This window comes from Clostridium sp. MF28 (genome assembly GCF_002969175.1).
Taxonomy (GTDB): domain Bacteria; phylum Bacillota; class Clostridia; order Clostridiales; family Clostridiaceae; genus Clostridium; species Clostridium beijerinckii.
Window position 1 is genome coordinate 2606594 of sequence record NZ_CP014331.1, and the last position, 23238, is coordinate 2629831.

At 29.0% G+C, this 23238-nt stretch carries 17 protein-coding genes and 1 pseudogene; 4 read left to right on the forward strand and 14 right to left on the reverse strand.

The annotated features are described in order from the left end of the window. Window positions 1-22: 22 nt before the first annotated feature. Together AXY43_RS11385 and AXY43_RS11390 are read right to left on the reverse strand one after the other, a co-directional pair. On the reverse strand, window positions 23-751 hold the full coding sequence (locus AXY43_RS11385; RefSeq protein ID WP_105411554.1) for a response regulator transcription factor: 729 nt from the start codon (window positions 749-751) through the stop codon (window positions 23-25). Between the two features lie 562 nt (window positions 752-1313). Beyond that, window positions 1314-2570, reverse strand: coding sequence for a glycosyltransferase (locus AXY43_RS11390; RefSeq protein ID WP_105411555.1), 1257 nt, complete (start codon window positions 2568-2570; stop codon window positions 1314-1316). 538 nt (window positions 2571-3108) lie between these two features. Between AXY43_RS11390 and wecB the strand changes: the two genes are divergently transcribed. Then, window positions 3109-4173 carry a non-hydrolyzing UDP-N-acetylglucosamine 2-epimerase gene (gene wecB / locus AXY43_RS11395; protein WP_105411556.1) on the forward strand — a complete coding sequence of 355 codons (1065 nt, stop codon included), beginning with the start codon at window positions 3109-3111 and terminating at the stop codon, window positions 4171-4173. 157 nt (window positions 4174-4330) lie between these two features. On the opposite strand, the gene AXY43_RS11400 is transcribed toward wecB, so the two are convergent. From AXY43_RS11400 to AXY43_RS11415, 4 genes are all read right to left on the reverse strand, one after another. Then, on the reverse strand, window positions 4331-5836 hold the full coding sequence (locus tag AXY43_RS11400; protein WP_105411557.1) for an O-antigen ligase family protein: 1506 nt from the start codon (window positions 5834-5836) through the stop codon (window positions 4331-4333). Between the two features lie 2 nt (window positions 5837-5838). Then, on the reverse strand, window positions 5839-7701 hold the full coding sequence (locus AXY43_RS11405; protein ID WP_077837162.1) for a polysaccharide biosynthesis protein: 1863 nt from the start codon (window positions 7699-7701) through the stop codon (window positions 5839-5841). A 54-nt stretch (window positions 7702-7755) separates the two neighbouring features. After that, entirely contained in the window at window positions 7756-8739 is a 984-nt protein-coding gene (locus tag AXY43_RS11410) for a glycosyltransferase family 2 protein (protein WP_105411558.1), read from the reverse strand. Between the two features lie 531 nt (window positions 8740-9270). After that, the gene (locus tag AXY43_RS11415; protein WP_105411559.1) at window positions 9271-10119 is read right to left on the reverse strand and encodes a LicD family protein; all 849 of its coding nucleotides are present in this window, start codon (window positions 10117-10119) and stop codon (window positions 9271-9273) included. Between the two features lie 211 nt (window positions 10120-10330). Here AXY43_RS11415 and AXY43_RS11420 point away from each other — a divergent pair, with 211 nt between their 5' ends. Then, complete coding sequence (locus tag AXY43_RS11420; protein ID WP_087702588.1) at window positions 10331-11299, forward strand: glycosyltransferase family 2 protein; 969 nt, start codon at window positions 10331-10333, stop codon at window positions 11297-11299. A 315-nt stretch (window positions 11300-11614) separates the two neighbouring features. Further along, window positions 11615-13462 (forward strand): MBL fold metallo-hydrolase, encoded by a 1848-nt coding sequence (locus AXY43_RS11425; RefSeq protein WP_105411560.1) that lies wholly within the window; start codon window positions 11615-11617, stop codon window positions 13460-13462. 117 nt (window positions 13463-13579) lie between these two features. Here the strand turns inward: AXY43_RS11425 and AXY43_RS28740 are convergent. The 7 genes and pseudogenes from AXY43_RS28740 to AXY43_RS11460 all read right to left on the reverse strand — a co-directional run bounded on the left by AXY43_RS28740 (window position 13580) and on the right by AXY43_RS11460 (window position 19069). After that, window positions 13580-14907 (reverse strand): annotated as a pseudogene (locus AXY43_RS28740) (PTS sugar transporter subunit IIC). 87 nt (window positions 14908-14994) lie between these two features. Continuing rightward, window positions 14995-15303, reverse strand: a complete 309-nt coding sequence (locus AXY43_RS11435) for a PTS sugar transporter subunit IIB (protein ID WP_087702590.1) — start codon at window positions 15301-15303, stop codon at window positions 14995-14997. Between the two features lie 80 nt (window positions 15304-15383). Further along, window positions 15384-15704, reverse strand: coding sequence for a PTS lactose/cellobiose transporter subunit IIA (locus AXY43_RS11440; protein ID WP_017211270.1), 321 nt, complete (start codon window positions 15702-15704; stop codon window positions 15384-15386). A 475-nt stretch (window positions 15705-16179) separates the two neighbouring features. Further along, a complete protein-coding gene (locus AXY43_RS11445) occupies window positions 16180-16404 on the reverse strand; it encodes a hypothetical protein (RefSeq protein ID WP_012060792.1) in 225 nt (74 codons plus the stop codon). A 257-nt stretch (window positions 16405-16661) separates the two neighbouring features. Continuing rightward, window positions 16662-18002, reverse strand: coding sequence for a PTS sugar transporter subunit IIC (locus AXY43_RS11450; protein ID WP_012060793.1), 1341 nt, complete (start codon window positions 18000-18002; stop codon window positions 16662-16664). 281 nt (window positions 18003-18283) lie between these two features. Beyond that, a complete protein-coding gene (locus tag AXY43_RS11455) occupies window positions 18284-18595 on the reverse strand; it encodes a PTS sugar transporter subunit IIB (RefSeq protein WP_012060794.1) in 312 nt (103 codons plus the stop codon). Between the two features lie 153 nt (window positions 18596-18748). Then, on the reverse strand, window positions 18749-19069 hold the full coding sequence (locus AXY43_RS11460; RefSeq protein WP_017211271.1) for a PTS lactose/cellobiose transporter subunit IIA: 321 nt from the start codon (window positions 19067-19069) through the stop codon (window positions 18749-18751). A gap of 565 nt (window positions 19070-19634) precedes the next feature. Here AXY43_RS11460 and AXY43_RS11465 point away from each other — a divergent pair. Continuing rightward, on the forward strand, window positions 19635-22322 hold the full coding sequence (locus AXY43_RS11465; protein ID WP_023976462.1) for a sigma 54-interacting transcriptional regulator: 2688 nt from the start codon (window positions 19635-19637) through the stop codon (window positions 22320-22322). A 56-nt stretch (window positions 22323-22378) separates the two neighbouring features. Here AXY43_RS11465 and AXY43_RS11470 read toward each other — a convergent pair whose 3' ends face one another. After that, window positions 22379-23128 carry a MurR/RpiR family transcriptional regulator gene (locus AXY43_RS11470; protein ID WP_017211273.1) on the reverse strand — a complete coding sequence of 250 codons (750 nt, stop codon included), beginning with the start codon at window positions 23126-23128 and terminating at the stop codon, window positions 22379-22381. Between the last annotated feature and the right edge of the window lie 110 nt (window positions 23129-23238).

A 23238-nucleotide genomic window follows, 5' to 3' on the forward strand; every position in this document is an offset into this window, starting at 1 on the left:
TCCACTTCCTAACCTTATGCTTTTATCTTATTACATACCCTACACCAAAAACTGTTTCCACTATCGAATTTTCCTTATCATCACCAAGATTTGCCCTTAACCTTCTTATATGAACATCAACAGTTCTAGTATCCCCGTAATAATCATATCCCCAAACCTCATTTAAAAGCTGCTGTCTATTAAAGACAATCCCTTTATTCTTATATAAATAGCTCAACAAATCGAATTCTTTTCTTTTTAGCATTATCTCTTTCCCATATTTAATTACCGTTCTTGTATCAAAATTAATAGTGAACTCATCTTTTTTATTCTTATCTCCATCGATATCATCTAAATCATTTTCTGAAACAGTACTAGCTATATTCTCATGTTCATTATTAAAAATATTTTTACTTACCCTTCTAAAAATAGCATTAATTCTTGCTGTAACTTCTCTTATTTCAAAAGGCTTTGTTATGTAATCATCGGCACCTATTTCCATTCCCAATATTTTATCAATTACATCATCCCTTGCAGTAAGCATAACTATGTAACTTTTTTGGCTCATGATCTTACATAATTCAAAACCACTTATATCTGGAAGCATTATATCTAGTAAAACCAAGTGAGGTTCAAATTCTTCAAAAATTTTTAACGCACTTTCCCCATTGTATGCCCCCCTAACTTCAAAATTTTCCTTTGAAAGAGCAAATTTTAAAGTATCGTTAATTGAAAATTCATCTTCTACTACTAGTATCTTCTTTTTTAACATATTACGCCTCCAAATAATAATTATATATTTCAACTCAAATACTATCTATTACATTTTAGAGTATTACTTCATTTAATTCCAATTATATCATAATTATAAACATTAAGAATGGCTAATCCAGTTATAAGGCTAGTCATTCCTTATTGTATCTATGATAAATCTGCTTTATAACGAATTCAGCTCTTACTGGAAGCATTTGCGTAAGTAAACTGTTGATACCTGTAGGATACATAGATATGCTTTTATTATAGAGAGATTACAGAGATATTGGTTGAGTTAAAAAGAAGCCATGTATAATGATATGATACTGAATAGATAGAAGCTATGAATAACGTTTAGAACTTTATAGTTGGAAGTGATTCCAATAAAATTATGAATTTATCAGAAAAATTTAATCTAACAGAAACTCATACTTCTGTTTTCGGAAATTGAGATAATTCTTCAATTATCACTTGAATCATCTTAAATAAAACTTTCTAGCACACTCTCCTCCGTAAATGATCTATAATTAATCATATAAAAAAGTTCTGATAAAAAATAAATCAGAACTTTTTAATTGATTTTATTGGACCGCTCTAATTCCATGTGCAAATTTTCTGAAATTACTATCTGCACAAAAATTTTCAGTCCAAAGTAAACGGCATCTATCACGGAATTTTTGTTTTTCTTCCTCTGATATTTCCGCCATATATTTAATTTTATTTCCAAGCTCCTCAGGATCGAAATCTTTATCCAATAACAATCCAGTTTCGCCCTCTTTAACAATCTCAGCCGTACCGCCTACATTAGTCGCAATTGTTGGAATTGAAAAAGAACATGCTTCCATGATACTAACCGGTAATCCTTCTGAGCTGCTTGTGTTTATGAACAAATCGACTGATTCATTTTTATAATATTCCATTAACTCTGAATTTTTAACACTCCCAGGAAAATTTGTCTCCATAAAATCAAGATTTTCTCTTGAATACTCCTTAATTGGATCCAAACCATCTCCTGCTCCAAAATGTGTCCATTTTAGATTTAATCCCGAATCTTTCAATGTTGCCAGTGACTTTGCCAATAAATCTATACGCTTTACTGGTGAAACATGGCAGCAACTCACAATTCTATATGTTAAGTCTTTTGATCCTTGCGAAGTTCCATAATCTTTTGTCCCAAGATATGCAGTTTTAATTTTATCTGAGTAATCTGGATAAAGCTTCTTTAGATAATTACTTCCATCGTCAGAACATGGATATACCGCGTCTAAATTTCTTAGGAAATAATATCTAAGTGGTATATAATTCATCGAGTTTTCATTAGCATAAAGATCATATCTATGTGTTCTACTTACTACTCTTGTAATCTTTTTACCATAAAGTTCTTTAAGTTTTATTGCTACAAAAGCAATATCATATAACCAATAACTATATAAAGTTATCCCGCTATACTCATCCATATCATATTTTTTAATGATTTCCAAAACTTCTTTTAAAACACTGTTTGCTTTTGCTGTAAAATATGTTAAATAAGCTTTCTTTTTTATGGAACCATTAATAGCATTACGTTCTTCTTTATTTACACATCCATTATAATTATAAAATGGAAATAGCTTAACAGCACTAATAGGTAAACTATGCTTTATTTTTGAAGCCTTAATTTTATGTACTTCAAAGTTACTAGGAATACTTCTTGTTTGTATCGCATCATCAGCTACACTAGTTGCTATCACTATTACTTTTTCAAAAGCTTCAGAAAGCATTTTTATTTCGCCTTCTATAAATTCTTCTCCTTTATCAAAAGGAAAAACTTTAGTTAAAAGTACTAAACAGTTTTTCATCTTTTTCCCTCCAGAGTTATAATCAGTATAAGAATAACATATGAAATACTTCATTTCAACAATATGAATATAAGCTTTTACTTTATAATATCACCCATATTATTTCATTTATGAATTTTATATGATAAAATAACGTTATCTGATGTCTAGCCTCTATAGCACTTACTCTTTATGAGAGAGCCTTCTTTCAAAAGTCAGCTGAGTGATTATATAGCAATAAGCCAAGTACTCACAAGGAGATGGCGAAGGACAGAACATAAAAACTCTAAATCGAAATCTTATGTTTCTAAAATGTAAACTTTAGGAATTCTCTTTTGAGTGGTTCGCTTAGACGAGTTACACTAAATCAATTTTTAATTCTGCGTAAGTGTAATATCATTCGCATACACCTAGACATTGTGGTGATTATTTTTTATAAGTTTAACTAATATTCAGATTGAGATAATTCTAATCTCAAATAAACTTCACTTTATATTTATTTATACGTAAATATAAATAATTTACAAATAAATACCTAAAATTTAAGGAGGCCTATTATATGAAAGTATTAACTGTTATAGGTGCAAGACCACAGTTCATTAAAGCCGCGACAGTATCTAATAAAATTAGAAGAAATGGAAACAGTGAAATTTTAGTACACACAGGACAGCATTATGATAATAATATGTCTGACATATTCTTTGAAGAGCTTGGAATTCCAAAGCCAGATTATAATTTAAACATTGGTTCATCTAATCATGGACATCAAACTGGCAGCATGTTAATATCTCTTGAAGAAATATACTTAAAAGAAAAGCCAGATATGGTTTTAGTTTATGGAGATACAAATTCAACTCTTGCAGGTAGCCTATGTGCAAGCAAATTATTAATTCCTGTAGCGCACGTTGAAGCTGGTCTTAGAAGTTTCAATAAGGCTATGCCTGAAGAGCAAAATAGAATATTAACAGACCATATATCCGATTTACTTTTCACACCTACTTTAACCGCTTTAAATAACTTAAAGGATGAAAATATTACAAAAGGTGTTCATAATGTCGGCGATGTAATGTATGATGCAATAAATCTCTTTAAAGAAAGAGCTAAAGATATCTCAACAATACTTGACAAACTTGATTTAGCACCAAATAGTTATATACTTTCAACAATACATCGTGCTGAAAACACTAACAGTATTGAAAGATTATCTTCAATCATTACTGCTTTAAATAACTCTGGTAAGAGAATCATACTTCCACTACATCCTAGAACAAAGAAATTTATTGAAACTTATAATTTGCATGTTGGAGAAAATATAAGAATTATTGATCCCGTTGGATATTTAGATATGATTTCTCTTCAGGAAAATTCTCAAAAGATAGTTACAGATAGTGGCGGAGTTCAAAAAGAAGCATACTTCTTAAAGAAACCATGTATAACTATGAGAGATGAAACTGAATGGGTTGAAACTGTAACTAACGGTTGGAACGTTATAGTTGGAAGTAATTCTGATAAGATAATGGAGGCTATAGAAAACTTCAATCCAACTGGTACTCCTGCTTCTGCATTTGGAAGTGGAGACAGTTCTTCAATAATTACAGAAATTATTGAGAAATATTTAGGATAAGTGTAAATCAACATATTCTAAACATTTGAAATATAAAACTTTAACAACTCAAAATAATCAAATAAAAAATGGAAGGCATTCCTTCCATTTTTTATTTGATAATATATTAATATCTGAATTATGCTATATTTTAACTTATAAACACTCGTGTTCTCTATTATCCTATTCTATATTCCTTCATTGAAGATGATGATGTTGGTCTATACTCATCACTTTCCTTTTTGTAAACTTGTATGCACGCTACTGCAAATCCCATAAGCATCCAATATGAAAATACATATGTTATAGAACTAGGTCCAAAACTTGCTGGTGCAAAAGCTATAAGTCCTGTTACAGCTGCAAAACACATTGGACTCTTTTTCTTTATTCCAATAATCATATTTTGAATTAACAAGTATAAATAGTATATACCATAAAGCGCTAGCCCTGGTAAACCGAAGTCTCCAAGAATTTCTATTGGATAACAGTGCGGGCTATATATATTTCCTGTATTTCCTTGATTTTTAATATATTGTTCAACATTTCCTACTCCATAGCCTAGATAATGTTTCTCTTTTATTGTTCCTCTTAATACATCGCTTACTATTGTCCATCTAACATTAAGAGATCCATCTCCGCCTTCTTGAATTTCTTGCTCCCCTAGAGCATCAAGCTTATCTGCAAGACCATTTTTCTTCTGCTCCTGACCAGATTCTGTTTGTGCAATATTCATTATCATATAACTATATTTAAAGGCCACAAAAAGAGAAATCACTAAAATTAATGGGCATACTATCCCCTTTAATCCTATCCTTTTTATATTTATTACAGAATAAATTAGATAAACTATAACTCCAAATGCAGCAGCCACAAAACCTGTTCTTGATGTTGTTATTGAAATCAACGAAAAAGCAATAATTGAAGCAATTATGCAAACTACTTTAAAAAATATGTTCTCAAATTTATATATTGCATAAAAACCAATTGGTAATAATATTGCAAGAGTAGCCGCTAGGTTATTAGGATTAAATGAAAAGGCTATAGGTCTTGCATTTATTAAATTTTGTTGGTCTTTTGGTAAAAACTCAATAAAAGCGTCAGCATAATGTTTAACTGGAAGCTGTGTTCCAAGAATAACTTCTACAAAACCAATTAATATTATAAGTAAAATTAGCGATGATAATATAGTAATTGTTTTTTTAATTCTTTCTCTATTAATGTTATATACCATCATGTTTACAATAAACGCAAACATCATCAAGTAGATAGCTATATACTTTATTGACAAGCTTTTATTTAACGACCATATTATACTAACACACATATATATAAACCAAAGTACATATATTGCTAATACTTTTCTATCCAAGTCCATTAAAATCTGTCTGTCTTTAAATATTCTAAACAATGACATAAGTGTAAATATGCCCAAAACTATATGAAATAAATATACACTTTGCACTCTTGGTACATACAATGTATAGTCATAAAATGCAGAAATTAAAAGTAGTGTATAGAACATATTATATAAATCTTTATCTTTAAGGATAAAAACTACTAATATTACTACTGTCAATATGTACATTATAGATACTATATAACTTCCATTTGCTATTCCTAAAAATCCACTAATAGCAAATATAATAGCTAAAAATATATTTCTAATTACGTCTTCTCTCGTCATTATTACTCCTTATCTGCATTTTCTGCAGCCACTTCATCTTCGTTTTTATAATGATATGTTGGAACTATCTTTTGCATTTGATGCTTAATCTCTGATATATCGTTAAGCTCCAATAACTTTTGTAATTGCTCCAGCTTAATTGTTAAGCTATTCATATCTTCAAATGTTGGTTTACCTACATATATTTTATTGTGAACTGTATTTTCTAATCCTTCTTCACTCATTAAAAGTTCTTCGTATAGCTTTTCTCCTGGTCTAAGACCTGTAACTACAATTTTTATATCTCTATTGGGTTCAAGCCCTGAAAGCCTTATTAAATCGCATGCTAAATCATAAATTTTAACTGGTTTTCCCATATCTAATACAAAAACTTCTCCACCTCTTGCAAACGCACCAGCTTGAAGCACTAACTGCGCTGCTTCTGGAATTAGCATAAAGTATCTAATAATTTTTTTATGAGTTACAGTCACAGGGCCACCATTAGCAATTTGTCTTTTGAATAATGGTATTACTGATCCATTACTTCCAAGTACATTTCCAAATCTAACCGCAACAAATTCTGTCCTAGACTGCTTATCCATGGCTTGAATGATCATTTCACATAATCTTTTTGTTGCCCCCATAATATTAGTTGGATTAACAGCTTTATCTGTTGAAATCATAACGAATCTTTCTACATTAGCATCACTTGCTTCTATTGCTAAATTTAAGGTTCCAAAAACATTGTTTTTTATAGCCTCTTTAGGACTATCTTCCATTAAAGGCACATGCTTATGTGCTGCTGCATGGAATACCACATTCACTTTATATTTTGTGAATATTTCATGAAGTCTCTTTCTATCCCTAACTGAACCTATTAATACAGTAAGATTCATGTCTGGGAACTCTTCTCTAAGCTCATTTTGTATATCATATACATTGTTTTCGTAAATATCAAATATTATAAGCCTTTTAGGATTATATATGGAAATTTGTCTGCAAAGTTCAGAACCTATTGATCCTCCCCCTCCAGTTACTAATATAGTCTTTCCTTCTATATAATCTGAAATTCCTTTATTATCAAGTTGAATAGGATCTCTTCCAAGTAAATCTTCCAAATCAACATCTTTTATTCTACTAACTGTAGCATCTCCACTTAATATTTCGTACATTCCAGGTATTATTTGAAGTTTGCAATTGGTATTCTTACAGATTTCAATTATTTCTGCTTTATTTTTAGCATCAAGAGATGGAATTGCAATTAATATTAAATCTATTTCCTGCTCTCCAACTATATAAGGTATATCGTATCTGTTTCCTTCTATTTTTACACCTGATATTCTTTTTCCAAGTTTACTTTTATCATCATCTATAAGAACTATTGGATTATACTTTAGTTCTCTTCTTGCCATCATTTCATTAATAAGCATAGTTCCAGCCGAACCAGCTCCAACTATCATTACTCTTCTTTGGTCTGATGAGTATTTAAATGGTATGTACAAAAGCGTTCTTCTATATACCCTATACAGTATTCTATATCCTAATACAAAGAAAATACTTAAAAGTATTCCAACAACCGAAACATTTAGAGGAATTGTATTACCTAGAATTCTAGTATACCCTATTGATATTATTCCTGCCAAAATATTTCCACCAACACCTAACAAAAACTCGTCAGTACCAGTTAAATGCCATAGACTTTCGTACATTTTAAATAAGTAAAAACAAACTAAATATATCAGACTCAAAGCTATACAATCGTGAGTATATATTTTCGCAATTTCTGTAAAAGTTCCACTTTGTGTTATATTTATTGAGAAAAGATATGCCATATTAACCATAAACATATCGATTATCATAACTATAAAAGTCTTCCAATTCTTCACTATACTTCCCCTCCTACTTCAGAGATTCTCACTAAAATGTCCTAATTTAAAGTATTATCTTACTTTATCTAAAACTTTTATTAATAATTTAGGACAAGACAGCATTCCCTTACATTGAATAGAATATCTAATATTATTCTTATCCAATTTTTGCATTTTATAATTCTTTAAATATTTTCTTACATCATCCTTATTTAAAAACTTAAAAAGTTCCTCATGGAAATTTGAATCCTTACCTAATACTGAAAAAACATGTGATATTGAATAAGGTATTTTAAATTCAACTAAAAAACTTTTTATCTTCTTTAGGCTTTCATCATCTTTTATATCATTTAATAGGTCAATATATGAATAATAGCAATCCAAATGCTTCAATGATACATTTTGAGTCACAGAATTTCCCCATATAACATAAAAAGCCAATACTTCATTTACGCTTATAACTTTTTCTGCATATAACAGTGCCTTTACAACAAAGACCATATCTTCTCCATATTTTCTTTTAGTATCAAATAAAAGATTATTATCTTGTATAATGGAAGATTTATATATAGCACTTCTCATTCCTATTGTTATATCATCTTTTAACTGCATAAGAGCAGCTTCTTTTCCGCTAATGAAATCATTTAAATAGTTAGTTCTATTTTGAACTAGCACATCTCCTTTAGCGTCAACCTCACTATAATCACAGAAAACTATCTCACACTTAGTTTCTTCAGCTTTTTCATACATACGCTCAACAAATTTATGATCAATATAATCATCTGAATCTAAAAAAGTTATATACTCTCCACTAGCTTCTTTTATTCCTCTGTTTCTTGCCGCACTAACACCCGAATTTTTTTGAGTTATGATTTTATAATTTATACTTGAATTCTCAAGTAATTCTCTTGCTATATCGATACTTTTATCCTTTGATCCATCATCTATAAGTAAAAGTTCAAAATCTTTGCAAGTTTGATTCATAACAGATTTAATACTTCTTTCAATACATTCTTCTACATTATAAACAGGAGTAATGATAGATACTTTTACCAAAACTATTCGCTCCTTTTACTTAATCATATTCAGAAAACAATAAGTCAGCATACTAGCTATTTAATGCCATAACTTACTATAATATTAGACTAATAGACATTATGAACATATATATTCTTTTGTTTTAAAGAATATATATGTTAAAATTATCATTTTTTACATCAATTGTGGATATCCCAATAACAAACTATACTTAGCCCATGAAATATATTCCAACCAGAAACTGGAGCAAAAGTATATTATTCATTTCGGTGAGGTATACGCATAAGTATAGATTATAGTTGATTTATCTATAAATTTAAAAAATATAAAATCACTTTTATATTTAAATACTGTACCGTCAAATAACTTTAAACTTTTCAACACTACTTGAATTATACTAGTATTGATGCCCATATGCAATATTAAGCCATTTTCTTAAGTAAATTTTCATTTTCATTCATTATAGCTAAGTAAAAATACTCTCATTTAGAGAAATAGTTTTACTACTATAAATAAATCTACATTCTTTTATAATTAAAACGAACATGCCTATTGGGCATTTTTTAACTTTTTGATTATTCTGGCATGCCATACTCTGTCTTCTTCTTTCGGAAGTGTCATATAATCGCCATACAATTGTGTTAAAACAGCATCATAATTCCTAGGCGCATTAAAATAATCTCCTTCGAATTCAACTTTTATCAAATCAAAAAAGTCCTCTTTTTTATATATGTACTGACTCCATACTGTATCCAATCCATATCCCATGCATTCTGAATCTTTATCATTCCATTTAACTAAAAAATCAAATAACTTTTGTCTTCTTTTTGTTGTAAAAATACTTGATACAATATTATAAACAAAATATGTAATTTTATTTTTTAATGTAAGCTTTTGAGGTTTTTCTCTAATTCTTATGAAACTTCTTAATACAAAATTACTTATTTTTCTTTGAATATTGTATACCCATCTTTTTTTAGGAAGACTATCATAAGGTATAATATCTATAAATAAACCATTATGCATCTTTTCATTTTCTGCAATCTTATCTTCAATAAAAAGTGTATTATTATATCTTATTTTGCATGGAACTTGATAGATATCATAATTAGGATCATTTTCATGAGTCTGCAAAAATAAATGATCAGGTAGTTCATTCTTAACTACACTTAAAAATTTATTATAATCTTCTCTAAGCATTCCAATGTCAATATCGTCATCCCATGGTATAAATCCTTTATGTCTAACCGCTCCTATAAGCGTTCCAGCATCTAGAAAATATCTAATATTATGCTTGTCACAAATTTTTTTTACATCTTTTAAAATGCTTGCCATTATTAACTGAGCATCTCTTAGCCCTAAGTCTTCATAATTTGAATAATTAGTATTATTGTTCATCTTTTTCTCCTTTAATACATATCTACCTTTTATTATATCAATGTAGTCATAAAACTCAATAATACATATTAAATATTGACTTTTAATTTTCTATTACAATACCTGCTACAGATTATTAATTCTAAATTATGCCTTAATATGTTATAATTTATTACAGCTTAACCATCTATAGAGCAAATTTTAACCTTAGTAAAAGATTGGAGAATATATTATGGAAAATACTAAAGATTTAATTAGTGTTATTGTGCCTGTTTATAATGTTGAGAAATATTTACCTCAATGTATAGATAGCATTTTGAATCAAACTGAAAAGAATCTTGAAATTATTTTAGTTGATGATGGTTCATTGGATAATTCCGGAAAGATATGTGATGAATTCTCTAAAAAGGATGATAGAATAATTGTTATACATAAGAAAAATAATGGTCTAAGTTCTGCCAGAAATGCTGGCCTTGATATAGCTAGAGGAAATTATATTGGTTTCGTAGACAGCGATGACTGGTTAGATAAAACTATGTATGAAGTTTTGTTAAAATTGCTAAAGGAAAATAATTCTGATATTTCATGTTGCGATTTTTTTAAAACAGCTAATAGCGATGACTCAATACCTCATATAGATGATGAGATTATTAATTCTTACAATAATATGGAAAGCCTAAATAACTTCTATAATGGCTTATATACTCAAACAGTAGTAGCTTGGAATAAGCTCTACAAACGAGAACTCTTTAAAGATATTTTTTATCCTGTAGGCAAAATTCATGAAGATGAAGGCACTACATATAAATTATATTATAAAGCTAATAAGATCACTTATACTAATAGGCCTTTATACTACTATAGGATCACTCCTAACAGTATAACTACAAGTAAGTTTAATAAAAAAAGGTTAGATATAATAGATGTTTACGATGAAAAAGTTAAGTTCATTAAAAATATAAATAATGAAGAAATCTATTCAAAAACATTAAAATGGTATTTATTTAAGCTTATAAATTGTTATTTTGAATGTTCTAATAATATTGAAAATAATACTGAATATTTAACCTTGATTAACCATAAGGTATCAGAAACATATAAATCTTATATTCAAAGCAATAAAAAACAGCTTCACTGGATAATTTTATTTTCTATATTTAAAATCAATCCTAAATTATATAAAAAGCTATTGAGAAGTTAAAAGATAACAATATAATTATGTTATTCATATTTTGTTTTGTTCAATGATTATTAAAGAAAATAACAAGTCTAAAATGCCTTGTGTATTTTGCGTCATACACGGAAAGATATCTATCTCATAGAGAACTATTAGCTTAGTTTCCGTACTAAACATAATGCAAAATCCACTAACATATTGACTTGTTATTTTTCTATTACCTTTAAAAATTTTTTCTTAATTTTACATAATGCGGAATAAATCCCGAGACTTAGCTTAAAATTTGCTTGATTATGTGCTATAATATTTTGTATTGAATTTAAGGAGTGTTAAAAGATAATGATGACAAAATATTTTAAAAGTTTTATACTATTCTTTCTAATCTGTTTATCTTTTCATCTTTTTACAGAAACAATAGTATATGCTGAACAGCAAACAAATGAAATTTCACAAAAAACAAATGAATCAACTTTACATAATTCAACAAACGAAGATTCTTCAAAAAATACTAACAAAGATATCAGTACAAGCGTTTCAAGTAACGAATCAGAAAAAGATTCAAAAAAAGACACAGATAATAATAATAATAATAACGCAACTGCTGTACCGAATAAGCAAGAAGAAGTATCTATTCCATATGGATGGAAAACTATTGATTCTAAAAAATACTATATAGTTAGTGATAAAGTCCTCGAAAAAACTGGATGGTTCATGGAGAAAGATGTTAATCCTGATATAACTTCTAAAGATAAAGGCTATGATGATAAATATTATCTAGATAGTGATTTTTCAGCAGTAATTGGCTGGAAAGAAATAGACGGAACCTGGTATTACTTCAATAAAGATGGAATACTGCAAACTGGATGGGTTTATGATAATAATATCTACTATACAGACAAGAACGGTGTTCTGGAAACTGGATGGCAAAAAATCAATGGAGATACTTATTATTTTGATCAATACGGTCACATGGCTACTCATAAAACATTAATAGATGATAATTGGTATTTCTTTAGCGATGATGGGCAACTTCAAAAAGGCCTTTACTATTATAAAAATAAAGAATATTATTCTGATGACAAAGGAATAATGGTTGTAAATACTTGGGTTGATTCTAGAAATCACAAATATTACATAAAATCCGATGGTTCTGTTGCGACTGGAAAGCTTTATTTAAACGGAACTATGGAAGATTTTAATTCAAATGGTTACTACCAAGGTTCAGATAAAAACGATAAAGATTATCTATTTGTACGTCATTTAAATGTAGGTAATGCTGACTGTGCATTTATAAGATTACCTAGTGGAGAGACCGTTTTAATAGATACTGGTGATACAACAACTAGTAGTACATTAATAGATTTCTTAAATAGCCAGAACTTAAAGAAAGATTTCTTCCAATCTACTACTAGTAGTAGTGTACAAGCTATTGAATCTAACACTAGCAAGACTTCTAATGGAAAAGGAGTTGTAGATTACGTAGTGCTTACACATCCTCACTCAGATCACATTGGTGGAGTGATTGATTTGCTTAAAAACTTTAATGTCGGAAAAATATTAGTTCCAAAATACTTTGAAATGAAAGATTTTGCAAGTATGAATGATACTACTTCTAGTGCCAGTGAAAAAGAAATTATGAAACATGATTACGAAGTATATACAGCAACAATGAATGCTATAAAGAAAAGCGGAGTACCTTTAGTTACAGCTGAACCAAAATCATATATTGATAGCGAAAATATTTTACAATTTGTTCATGCTGATAAGGATTATCCAAGCTTTGAAGCATCCAACCCTTACCAAGAATACACATTGCTAAATAATAACTCTGCACTTGTTTATTTGAATTATCATGATCTTCAAGAATTATTTGCTGCAGATATTGAATGGGGCGCAGAAAACGACTTTGTTAGTAGAAAAGCCTTAGATGGAAAAGAAGTTGATGTATTAAAGATTCCTCATCATGGAAATCCAACATCTTCATCGTATCCATTTATCGGATATGTTAACCCAATTGTAGGAATAATTTCTAGAGCTAAAGAATCTATTAGCACTACTAATGAATCTTACAATGTTCTAACTACATGTGGTGTTAACATATTTGAGACAAGCAGCGATCCTGCTGGAATTTCAGTATACTCTACTAAAGATAATTGGAATGTGGAACCAGCAAATAGTAAATCTTAATATTAACTCAAATTTAAAAAAAGCTTATCATTTGTACTTTTTTACAAATGATAAGCTTAAATTTAATTACCTAAAGTTTTAATCTTTCCTTGTCATAATAATATTATTTAGTAATTCTTATGCCTGAATATTATCACCATGTTGAGCTGCCAATTCATTTTTTAAGTTTATACTATCTTGTCTCTTAAAGAATGGAAGGTAAACGAAGAATGACATCACTAATACTAATAATTGTAATATTGCTGTTCTAACTCCACCTGTCAAAAGTCCTGATATTGGTGCCGGAGTTGTCCATGGAACCATTACCCCTCCAAATGGTGGAACTATTCCTGTTGCTATTGCAAAATAAAGTATTGTGCCTGATAGCATTGGAGTAATTATAAATGGAATTGCCATAAATGGATTCATTACTATTGGTGTTCCAAATGTAATTGGTTCATTTATATTAAATATTCCTGGTACTATTGCGAGTTTTCCTAATTGTTTGCATTGTGCCGATTTTGCAAAAAATAACATACATATTACTAAACCTATTGTCATACCAGATCCTGTTACTGTCATAAATTGATCAAGAAATTGCTGTGTTACTATATGAGCTCCATTTGCTATTGTTAATTCTTTTCCACTTGTAACTATAGCTGCATTATCTAAGGTATTTGATTGTATATTCCTGACATTACACCGCTTACTATTGTTGCTCCATGAACACCAAACCACCATAAGAATGGAATTAAAAATCCCATGACTAAAACTCCACCTAATGAGTCTGTCATACCTTGCAATGGTGTTTGAAGTACTTTATATATCCATTCAATAAATGTTGTTTGTAATCCCCATTTAAATATCATATAAACTATTGTTGCTCCAAGCACTATAACTGCTGCTGGTATTAATGCCGCAAACGAATTCACGACTCCCTGTGGTACGCCATCAGGCATCTTTATTGTAATCTTATTTGCCATAAACCATGAGTAAACTGCTCCAACTATTAATCCTATTATAATTGCGGTAACCATTCCCTTTCCACCACACCATGCTGTTGGTATGACATCACCTACTGTTTCTCCGCTCTTAGTAGTTACTGAAGAGCTAGTTGTTAATATAAATACTACAAATGATATTATTCCTGCTGATAAAGGTTCATGACCTTCATTTTTAGCATAAGTGTATGCTATTCCTATTGTTGCAACAAGTGCTATCATGTTAAATGTTGCTCCATTTGCTTTAAACAGTGGATCAGTCCATCCTGCACCTAATGTAACATTTAGCCAATCATTTAACGGTTGGTATGGCAATTGAGCTAGCAATAAAAATACCGATCCTACCAAAGTTAATGGTAAAGTGAATAAAATACCGTCTTTTAATGCAACAACTCCCTTTAAACCAACAAACTTCATAACTATTGGCAATACTTTTTCGTTTAAAGTTGTCCCAGATGATGACATAATAATTCCTCCTTAAAAATTAGTAAATATAAATTAACAAGGTTTATTAAATAATTTATAAAAAATGATATTGTAAAAACTTTTTAACTATTTTCCTGCTAGCTTCAAGGCAAAGTCTAAAACTTTTTGCCCATTCATCATTCCATAGTCAACCATTGGTATAACATCCACAGGTATTCCTTTAGGTTCACATATCTTTTTTGCTTTGTTCAATGTATATCCAACTTGCGGACCCAATAATGCAACATCAACTCCCTCTATATTTTTATCCATTTGGCTTTCTGGAAAAGCTTCAATATCTACATCTATCTCCTTATTCTTAGCTGCCTCCTTCATCTTGTTTACTAAAAGACTTGTTGACATTCCTGCTGCGCAAAACAATCTAATTATTACCATGGTTCATTCCTCCTGAAATATAAATTTATTTATATAAACTTTTAATAAGTGTCCTTATGAAATTTTAATCTATTTGTTAATTATTTAACCAGTGTATTTACCACTTTTCTTAGTTCGATTATTTGTTCAATTAAGTTTTTCTCTGTTATTGCTGTCATTAGATGATCTTGTGCATGCACAAACAAAACTGACATATCAATCTTTTCACCATTTGCTTCTTTATGAAGGAACATTGTTTGCCCATCATGTGCTTTTGCTAATGCATCATTTGCTAATTGCATTTCCTTATCAGCTTCTTCGTATTTTCCTTCATTTACATTGTTAAGTGCCATATACGCATGATTTTTACAATCTCCAGCGTTTATTATAATATTCATGATTGCCATTTCTAACTCTTCCACTCTACACTCCCCCATTTAACGTCTTTTAGAATATTTTTCCTTTTATCCTATTGCATAGCATAAATTATGCCAAACACTATTCTGCTTTTTAGTAGACATTATTTTAAATATATTGATATTATCTATATAAATCCTAACCCCGGATTTATAAAACGTTTACAAAATTTTTATGTATCCAAATTGTCATTAATCTTTTATATGTTTACTTAATATAATCAATATCTAATATAAGAGTTTGATTATTCTTATTAGCGTTTTGGTAATATTGTCCAGTGTTTAGATGAAAGTATATAATTGTGATTAGTGTTTGAACACTTCCAAGAACTGTTTAATCACTAAATTTATTTTAATCATTAAAAAATAATTTCTACAACTAGAAATGAAGCAAATTATATAGGAATAATAAAAAGCATCTTCTTAACTATAAGAAAATGCTTTTTATTTACAATATAAATAATTAAATTATATCTAATTTTTATTGTACACTAACTCCAAAATATAATACTTTTCCAAGTTCAGTATCTTTTATTGATTGTTTTGCAATTGCAGCCGCATTTTGTTGATCACTAAGGCTACACTCAAAAAGTATCTTAATTCCTTCTTTTCTAACAAATTTAAATACTTTCTCATTCTCAACTTCAATATTTTCTACTATATTTATTATATCGTCTTGTCTTAATGCACAGTTTATTAATATCATCTTTCTACCTCACTCCTATTTAATCTTTTGAAAAAAACAACTTTATTTTAATTTAATTTTTAATAATTCTTTATTATACTTTGATTATTAACATATTATATCATTTATTTTTCAGAATTATACTGAGTAAACTCTAACATTTCAATTATTTTCTCATTGAGCTTCTGCTATTGCAGAAATCATAATTTCAATAATTAGAAATGTTAGAGTTTTTAAATTTATTTTAAATTGTTAATAATAGGGCTAATTAATTGTATTTACGCTTGAGCGCTATTTTCGTGTTTTTGTGCTGCTAATTCATCAGCATATGACATAGCATCAACTTTCTTAAAGAATGGGAAGTATATTGCCATTCCAATAAGTAGGAATACTAATTGAGCTATAGCATAACTAGGACCACCAATTATTAATCCTGAGAATACAGCTGGAACTGTCCAAGGTGGTAATGCTCCACCCATTGGTGCAAGTATACCTGTTGCAATTGCTAAATAAAGTAATATTGCATTTACTACTGGAGTAAGTATAAATGGTACACCCATTATTGGGTTCATTACTACTGGAGTACCAAATAATACTGGTTCATTAATATTAAACAAGTTAGCTGGAAGTGCTAATCTACCTAATTGTTTATATTGAGCAGATTTTGCAAGTACTAATAATAATATAGTAAATCCAAGTGTTTGACCACTACCTGCTAAGTTAATAAAGTTATCATAGAATTGTTGAGTTACTATATGAGCTCCGTGAGCAAGATCTAAAGTCCCTGCTTCTTGTAATTTAGCATTAGCTGCAGTATTAGCAGTTAATAAAGCACCTACCATACCTGATACTGTCATACCTCCATGAATTCCGAAGAACCATAAGAATGGAACAGCAAAAGCAATAAGTATAGCTCCTGGAAGTGAATCTGATGCAGCTTGTAATGGTGTTTGAACAACTTTATATATAATTTCTACAAAAGAAGTATTGAATCCAAACTTACATACCGCATATACAACAGTTGCGCCTATAAATATAACTGTAGCTGGAATTAATGCTGAGAATGCATTAACAACACCTTGAGGTACACCTTCTGGCATCTTGATTGTAATATTTTTCTTTACCATTGCGCAATAAACAAATGAAACAACTAAACTTACAATAATTGCAGTAATCATACCTGATCCACCAGTCCAGTCTTGTGGAATAACTCCACCAACTTGAATTGGAGTTGCATCAGGTGTTGCTTTGAACATAACAAAATCATTTGTTACAGTTAAGAATACACTTAAAGCAATTACTGCTGGTGAAAAAGGTTCAAGACCTTCATTTTTACAGTATACATAAGTCATACCTATAACAGCTACTACTGCCATAATACCCATTGTTGAATGCTGTAATTTAAATAATGGATCATTCCAACCTGGCCCAAAAGCTCCAGTCATGCCATCTGTAAATGCTTTTACTGGGAAGCAAGCAATTAATAAGAATATAGATCCAACGATATTTAATGGTAAAGTAAATAACATACCATCTTTTAATGCTTGAACACCTTTAAGATTAACGAATTTCATTACCGCTGGTACTACTTTTTCGTTCAGTGTTTGATTGAGTGACATAATAAATTTCCCCCTTATAACTAAATTGTGATTATAATATGAATAATTACAAATAAAAATTTGCTATTATTACTTATAAACTTACATATTTATTTTGTTTTCCTATAATTGTTGTTAAAGGTTTTCTTTTCTCATATAAAATATGAATATAAGTTAACCGATTAGATATATCTTTATATGTGCATTTGTATTTTTACTTAATCATGTAAAACTACAAATGCTATTTATTTTTGCAAATTATTTCTTATTGGTTAAGTTTATAAAAATAATTAATTTTTCAATTATTTATTTTTTGCAAGATTTAATGCTAGATCTAAAACTTTAGCTCCATTCATCATTCCATAATCAACCATTGGTATTACTTCTACTGGAATGCCATGTGGTTCACAAAGTTTCTTTGCTTTTCCTAAAGTATATCCTACTTGTGGTCCAAGTAATGCAACATCCATACTATCTAAATGTCTATCCATTTGAGATTCTGGAAATGCTATAATTTCTGCATCAACGCCCTTAGCCTTAGCTGCCTCCTTCATCTTATTAACTAAAACACTTGTTGACATTCCTGATGCACAGAATAATTTGATTGTAACCATATTTCTTCCTCCTTGATTTAACTTTTATAAATTTTAATATGTTTCATATCTTTTATACGGTTTTGTGTTAATTTTAAAGTTACTTGCGAATTTTATTTTTATAGTATTTACAAAATAAAGCTTGTCTCATTTGCTTTTCCAAGTTTCAATTTGTTATTTTACTAAAGTGTTTACAATTTTTCTTAACTCTATAATTTGTTCAATAAGATTCTTTTCTGATATAGATGTCATTAAATGATCTTGTGCATGAACAAACAAAACTGATAGTTCTATTTTTTCTCCAGAAGCTTCTTTTTGAAGCATTTCTGTTTGTGCATCATGCGCTTTTCCTAACGCATCATTTGCTAGTTGCATTTCATTTTCAGCTTCTTCATACTTACCTTCGTTTACTAAACTAAGAGCCATATAAGCATGATTTTTACAATCTCCTGCATTGATTATAATATTCATTATTGCCATTTCTAATTGATCCATTTGTACTCCTCCTCCAATTCATCCGGTAGCTGGCATCCGTAATACTTTCCATAATATAGTTAACGGCTACATGCTCCTGGATAAGTCAAACTAAAATTCAGAAGATATATTAAACTCCAACTGAATAAAGTTTTACTTGATGCTTTATTGCTTCATGCCAATATATATAGCAATACCTGTGCCAAACACTATTAAATATTTAAATTTTTTTCTAATTTTTTGCTGTTTAAATTTTACATACTATCGGATCGCTCCTATATATCAACACTTATAAGCAAAATAGATAATATAATTTCATTTAAAAGTTATATCATTTTTATAATAAAAGTTATATATTTTATTTATTTTATGATATGTGTTTACTTAATACACTTAGTGTTTTATAATTATATATAGTGTTTAATTAATTTCAAAACTGTATATAAACACTAAATAAACAATGTTTAATAATAAATAGTTTTACTATATATAGTCCATTTGCCGTAGGATTTTCAGCATAGCGTATGAAAATACTTAATCTATTTATAGTAGCTATAATATTTTTATTTATATAGGAGGACATATAATGGCTAAAAAAGATTTGATTTACCAAAAACTTCTCCAGCTTAATTCTCCAGATGGGATAGACACAAAAACACTAGCCCCTCTAGTTAATATGACTAGAGCTAACTTGAGCCATGAACTAAATGAACTTTGTAAAGAAGGTAAATTGTATAAATCCTCTGGTAGACCAGTATTATTTTTTCTTGCTGAAAATAAGATTCAAAGCAATGAATCTCAGTTAGATTTGTTAGCTAAAAATAATATTTCTCTTAAAGATTCTGTGGAACAGGCTAAAGCAGCTATACTATATCCACCTAAGGGTATGAATTGTTTAATATTAGGTGCTACTGGTGTAGGAAAGTCTATGTTCGCATCTCTAATGCACAATTATGCATTAGAAATGAAAGTGAAAACAGAAGATTCTCCTTTTATAGTTTTTAACTGTGCAGATTATACTAATAACCCACAACTATTAACTTCTCAACTTTTTGGTGTAAAAAAAGGTGCGTATACTGGAGCCGAATCTGACAAAGTCGGATTAATAGAACAGGCTGATGGTGGTATTTTATTTTTAGATGAGATTCACAGATTGCCACCTGAAGGACAGGAAGCTCTATTCATATTTTTAGATACAGGTACTTTTAGACGTATTGGGGATTCAGAAACCAGAAAATCAGATGTATTAATAATTTCAGCTACAACAGAGGACCCAAATTCTGCTTTATTAAACACATTTACAAGAAGAATTCCTCTTGTTATTAATATTCCTTCTCTTAAAGAAAGAACTTTAGATGAAAGATTATTTTTAATTAAAAGTTTCTTCAAATATGAAAGTATCCGTTTAAATAAAGAGATTTATGTATCTTTAAATTCTCTTAGAGCATTACTTTCTTATGATTGTCCTAATAATATAGGTCAGTTGAAAAGCGACGTTCAGCTACTTTGTGCAAAAGCATACTCTGAATACCTAACTAATATACGACGTGACGTAAGAATCCATAGTAAAATACTACCTCCTTATATTAAAGAAGGTCTTTATAAAGAGAAAGAGCATAGAGTTTTATGGAATAAACTTATGAGTGAAGAAATTGAATATTTTAGATTTAATGGTTCCAATGAAGATACAAACACTATATTTAATAATGGAGATAATACTATTTACGATTTTATAGAAAGTAAACTTGAAAAGCTTAAGTCTCTAGAAATTTCAGATATTGATATTGAGAACATTCTTGAGAAAGATATAGCCAAACATTTCAATAAAAATAACTCTGAAGTTTCCGAAGAAACAAGCAAACAAAACTTATTAACCATTATTGATGAAGATACATTAAAATGTATTGATAGTATAGTAAGTCATATAACTCGAAAGCTTCCTGTAATTTTTGATAGTAATTTATATACGGCTTTTGCTCTGCATATCAACACATTAATTAATAGAATAAATAGTGACAAAATAATAATAAACACTAATTTAAATAGAATAAAAGATCTTTATCCTTCTGAATTTGCTGTTGCACTAGAGATTAAGGAAATCATAGAAAACACTATTAATAAATCAATTCCAATAGATGAAGCTGGATACTTAACATTATTCTTGATACCAGATAATACTTTTAACGATAAATCTCAAGATAAAGTGAAAGTTATTCTAATTGCCCATGGTGAATCAACTGCAACTTCAATGGCTGATGTTTCTAACAGGCTACTTGGAGAAAACTATATAATTCCAATAAACGCTCCAATAGATGTTGCTCCATCAAAAGTATTAGAAAGCCTTAAGATTGGTATTCAGGACAATCCAACTTCTGCTGGTTATCTCTTATTGGTAGATATGGGGTCTTTAACAACTTTTGCAGATGTTATTAAAAAGGAATTTCAAGTAGACATTAAAGTGATATCTCTTGTTTCAACTTTACACGTTTTAGAAGCAGCACGAAAAGCACTAATTGGATCATCACTAGACGAAATATATAATGATGTTCTTATGGTAAATTCTTATGTAGAAATACATAAAAATATAAGTAATCCTTCTAGCGATTCTGATAAAGTTTTAATAGTAACTGCATGCTTAACTGGTGAGGGAGCTGCTATTGCAATTAAAAACTTCTTACTAAGTAATCTTAGATTAGATAAAGATTATTTTGAAGTCGTTTGTCTAAACTGCTTAGATAAAAAATACTTCAAGCAAAAAATAATTAATCTTCAAGAAAAAAATGAGGTACTTTTTATAGTTTCATCTTTTCCTGTAGATTCACCTATAAAACAATATACAATGTACGAAGTATTTAACATGAATGTATTAAAAGAATTACAAAGTATAATTGATTCAAAATTAACTATGATTAATCTACCTAAAATTATAAAGGAAAATATATATAATATAGATGGTGTTGAACTTTATAAAGATGTGACTCTATTTTTGAATATATTACAAGAGAAACTCTTAATTAAATTATCTGATGAAAATATGGTTGGCGTTATTCTCCATTTATCATTTGTAATAGGACGATTAAGAAATGAAGATAATCCAGCTGTTTATCCTCAAAAAGAGAACTATCTAGAAGAAAATATAAATCTATATAATATAATAAAAGAAAATTTGAACTTTATAACTAGCAAATATAAAGTAGAAATATCAGATGATGAAATATGCTATTTGATGAATCTTTTATCAAATTCAGCTCCTGAATTGCAAAGTAAACCTTGATACCAATATATCCCTATAAAAGAATAAACACATTCTTTTATAGGGATATTAAAGTTTTACTTAGAATAATCAGAAGAATCTACTATAAACTTATTATGTAGCCTTTTTCCCATACTTTCAATAATATATAATACAGGTATTTGTGTTGTTATATCGCTAATTCCTAGTCTTTCTTGTTGGACATAATACGATATATTAAGATCTGATATTTTCGATATTGTGCAGTTTTCACTATTTGTTATGCTTACAAGCGTAGTATTCTCTCTTTTTATATTACTTATATAATCAATAACCGTACGTGTTTCACCTGAAACTGACATTGCTATTATTATTGAATCTTCATATAACTTATAATTTCTTGGAAAATACGGATCATCGATGTACATAGAAAACTTACCAATTGATGAAAAATATCTAGCTGCATATTTACACAATATTCCGGATGTTCCCGTTCCTATAAATACTACATTGCTTGCTTTCTTTATTAAATCGCAAAGTACATTCAATTTTTTATCAAGCTCGCTATTATCTAATTTTTTGAAAAAATCAACTATTATAGATGTATCATTATTTACTTTAGTACTTTCATTTTCCTCAAGATACAATTTTAATTTCACTTTAAATTCCGAATACCCTTCACAGTTCAACTTTTTACAAAACCTTAATATAGTTGTTGTTGAAACGTGTGCTTCATCAGCTAATTCTCTAATTCTCATATAAACAACTTTTTCAATATTCTTCATTATATATCTGTATAGAGACAATTCTAAATCGTTTAAACTCTGGATAATTTCATAATTAAACATAATTTAATCAACCTCTTCCTTTATAACTAGCTTTTTTAAATTTACGCATACTTGAATATATTGTTGTCTTAAAATTTAAAACACTATACTAGTTAGCCTTTTATGACTTT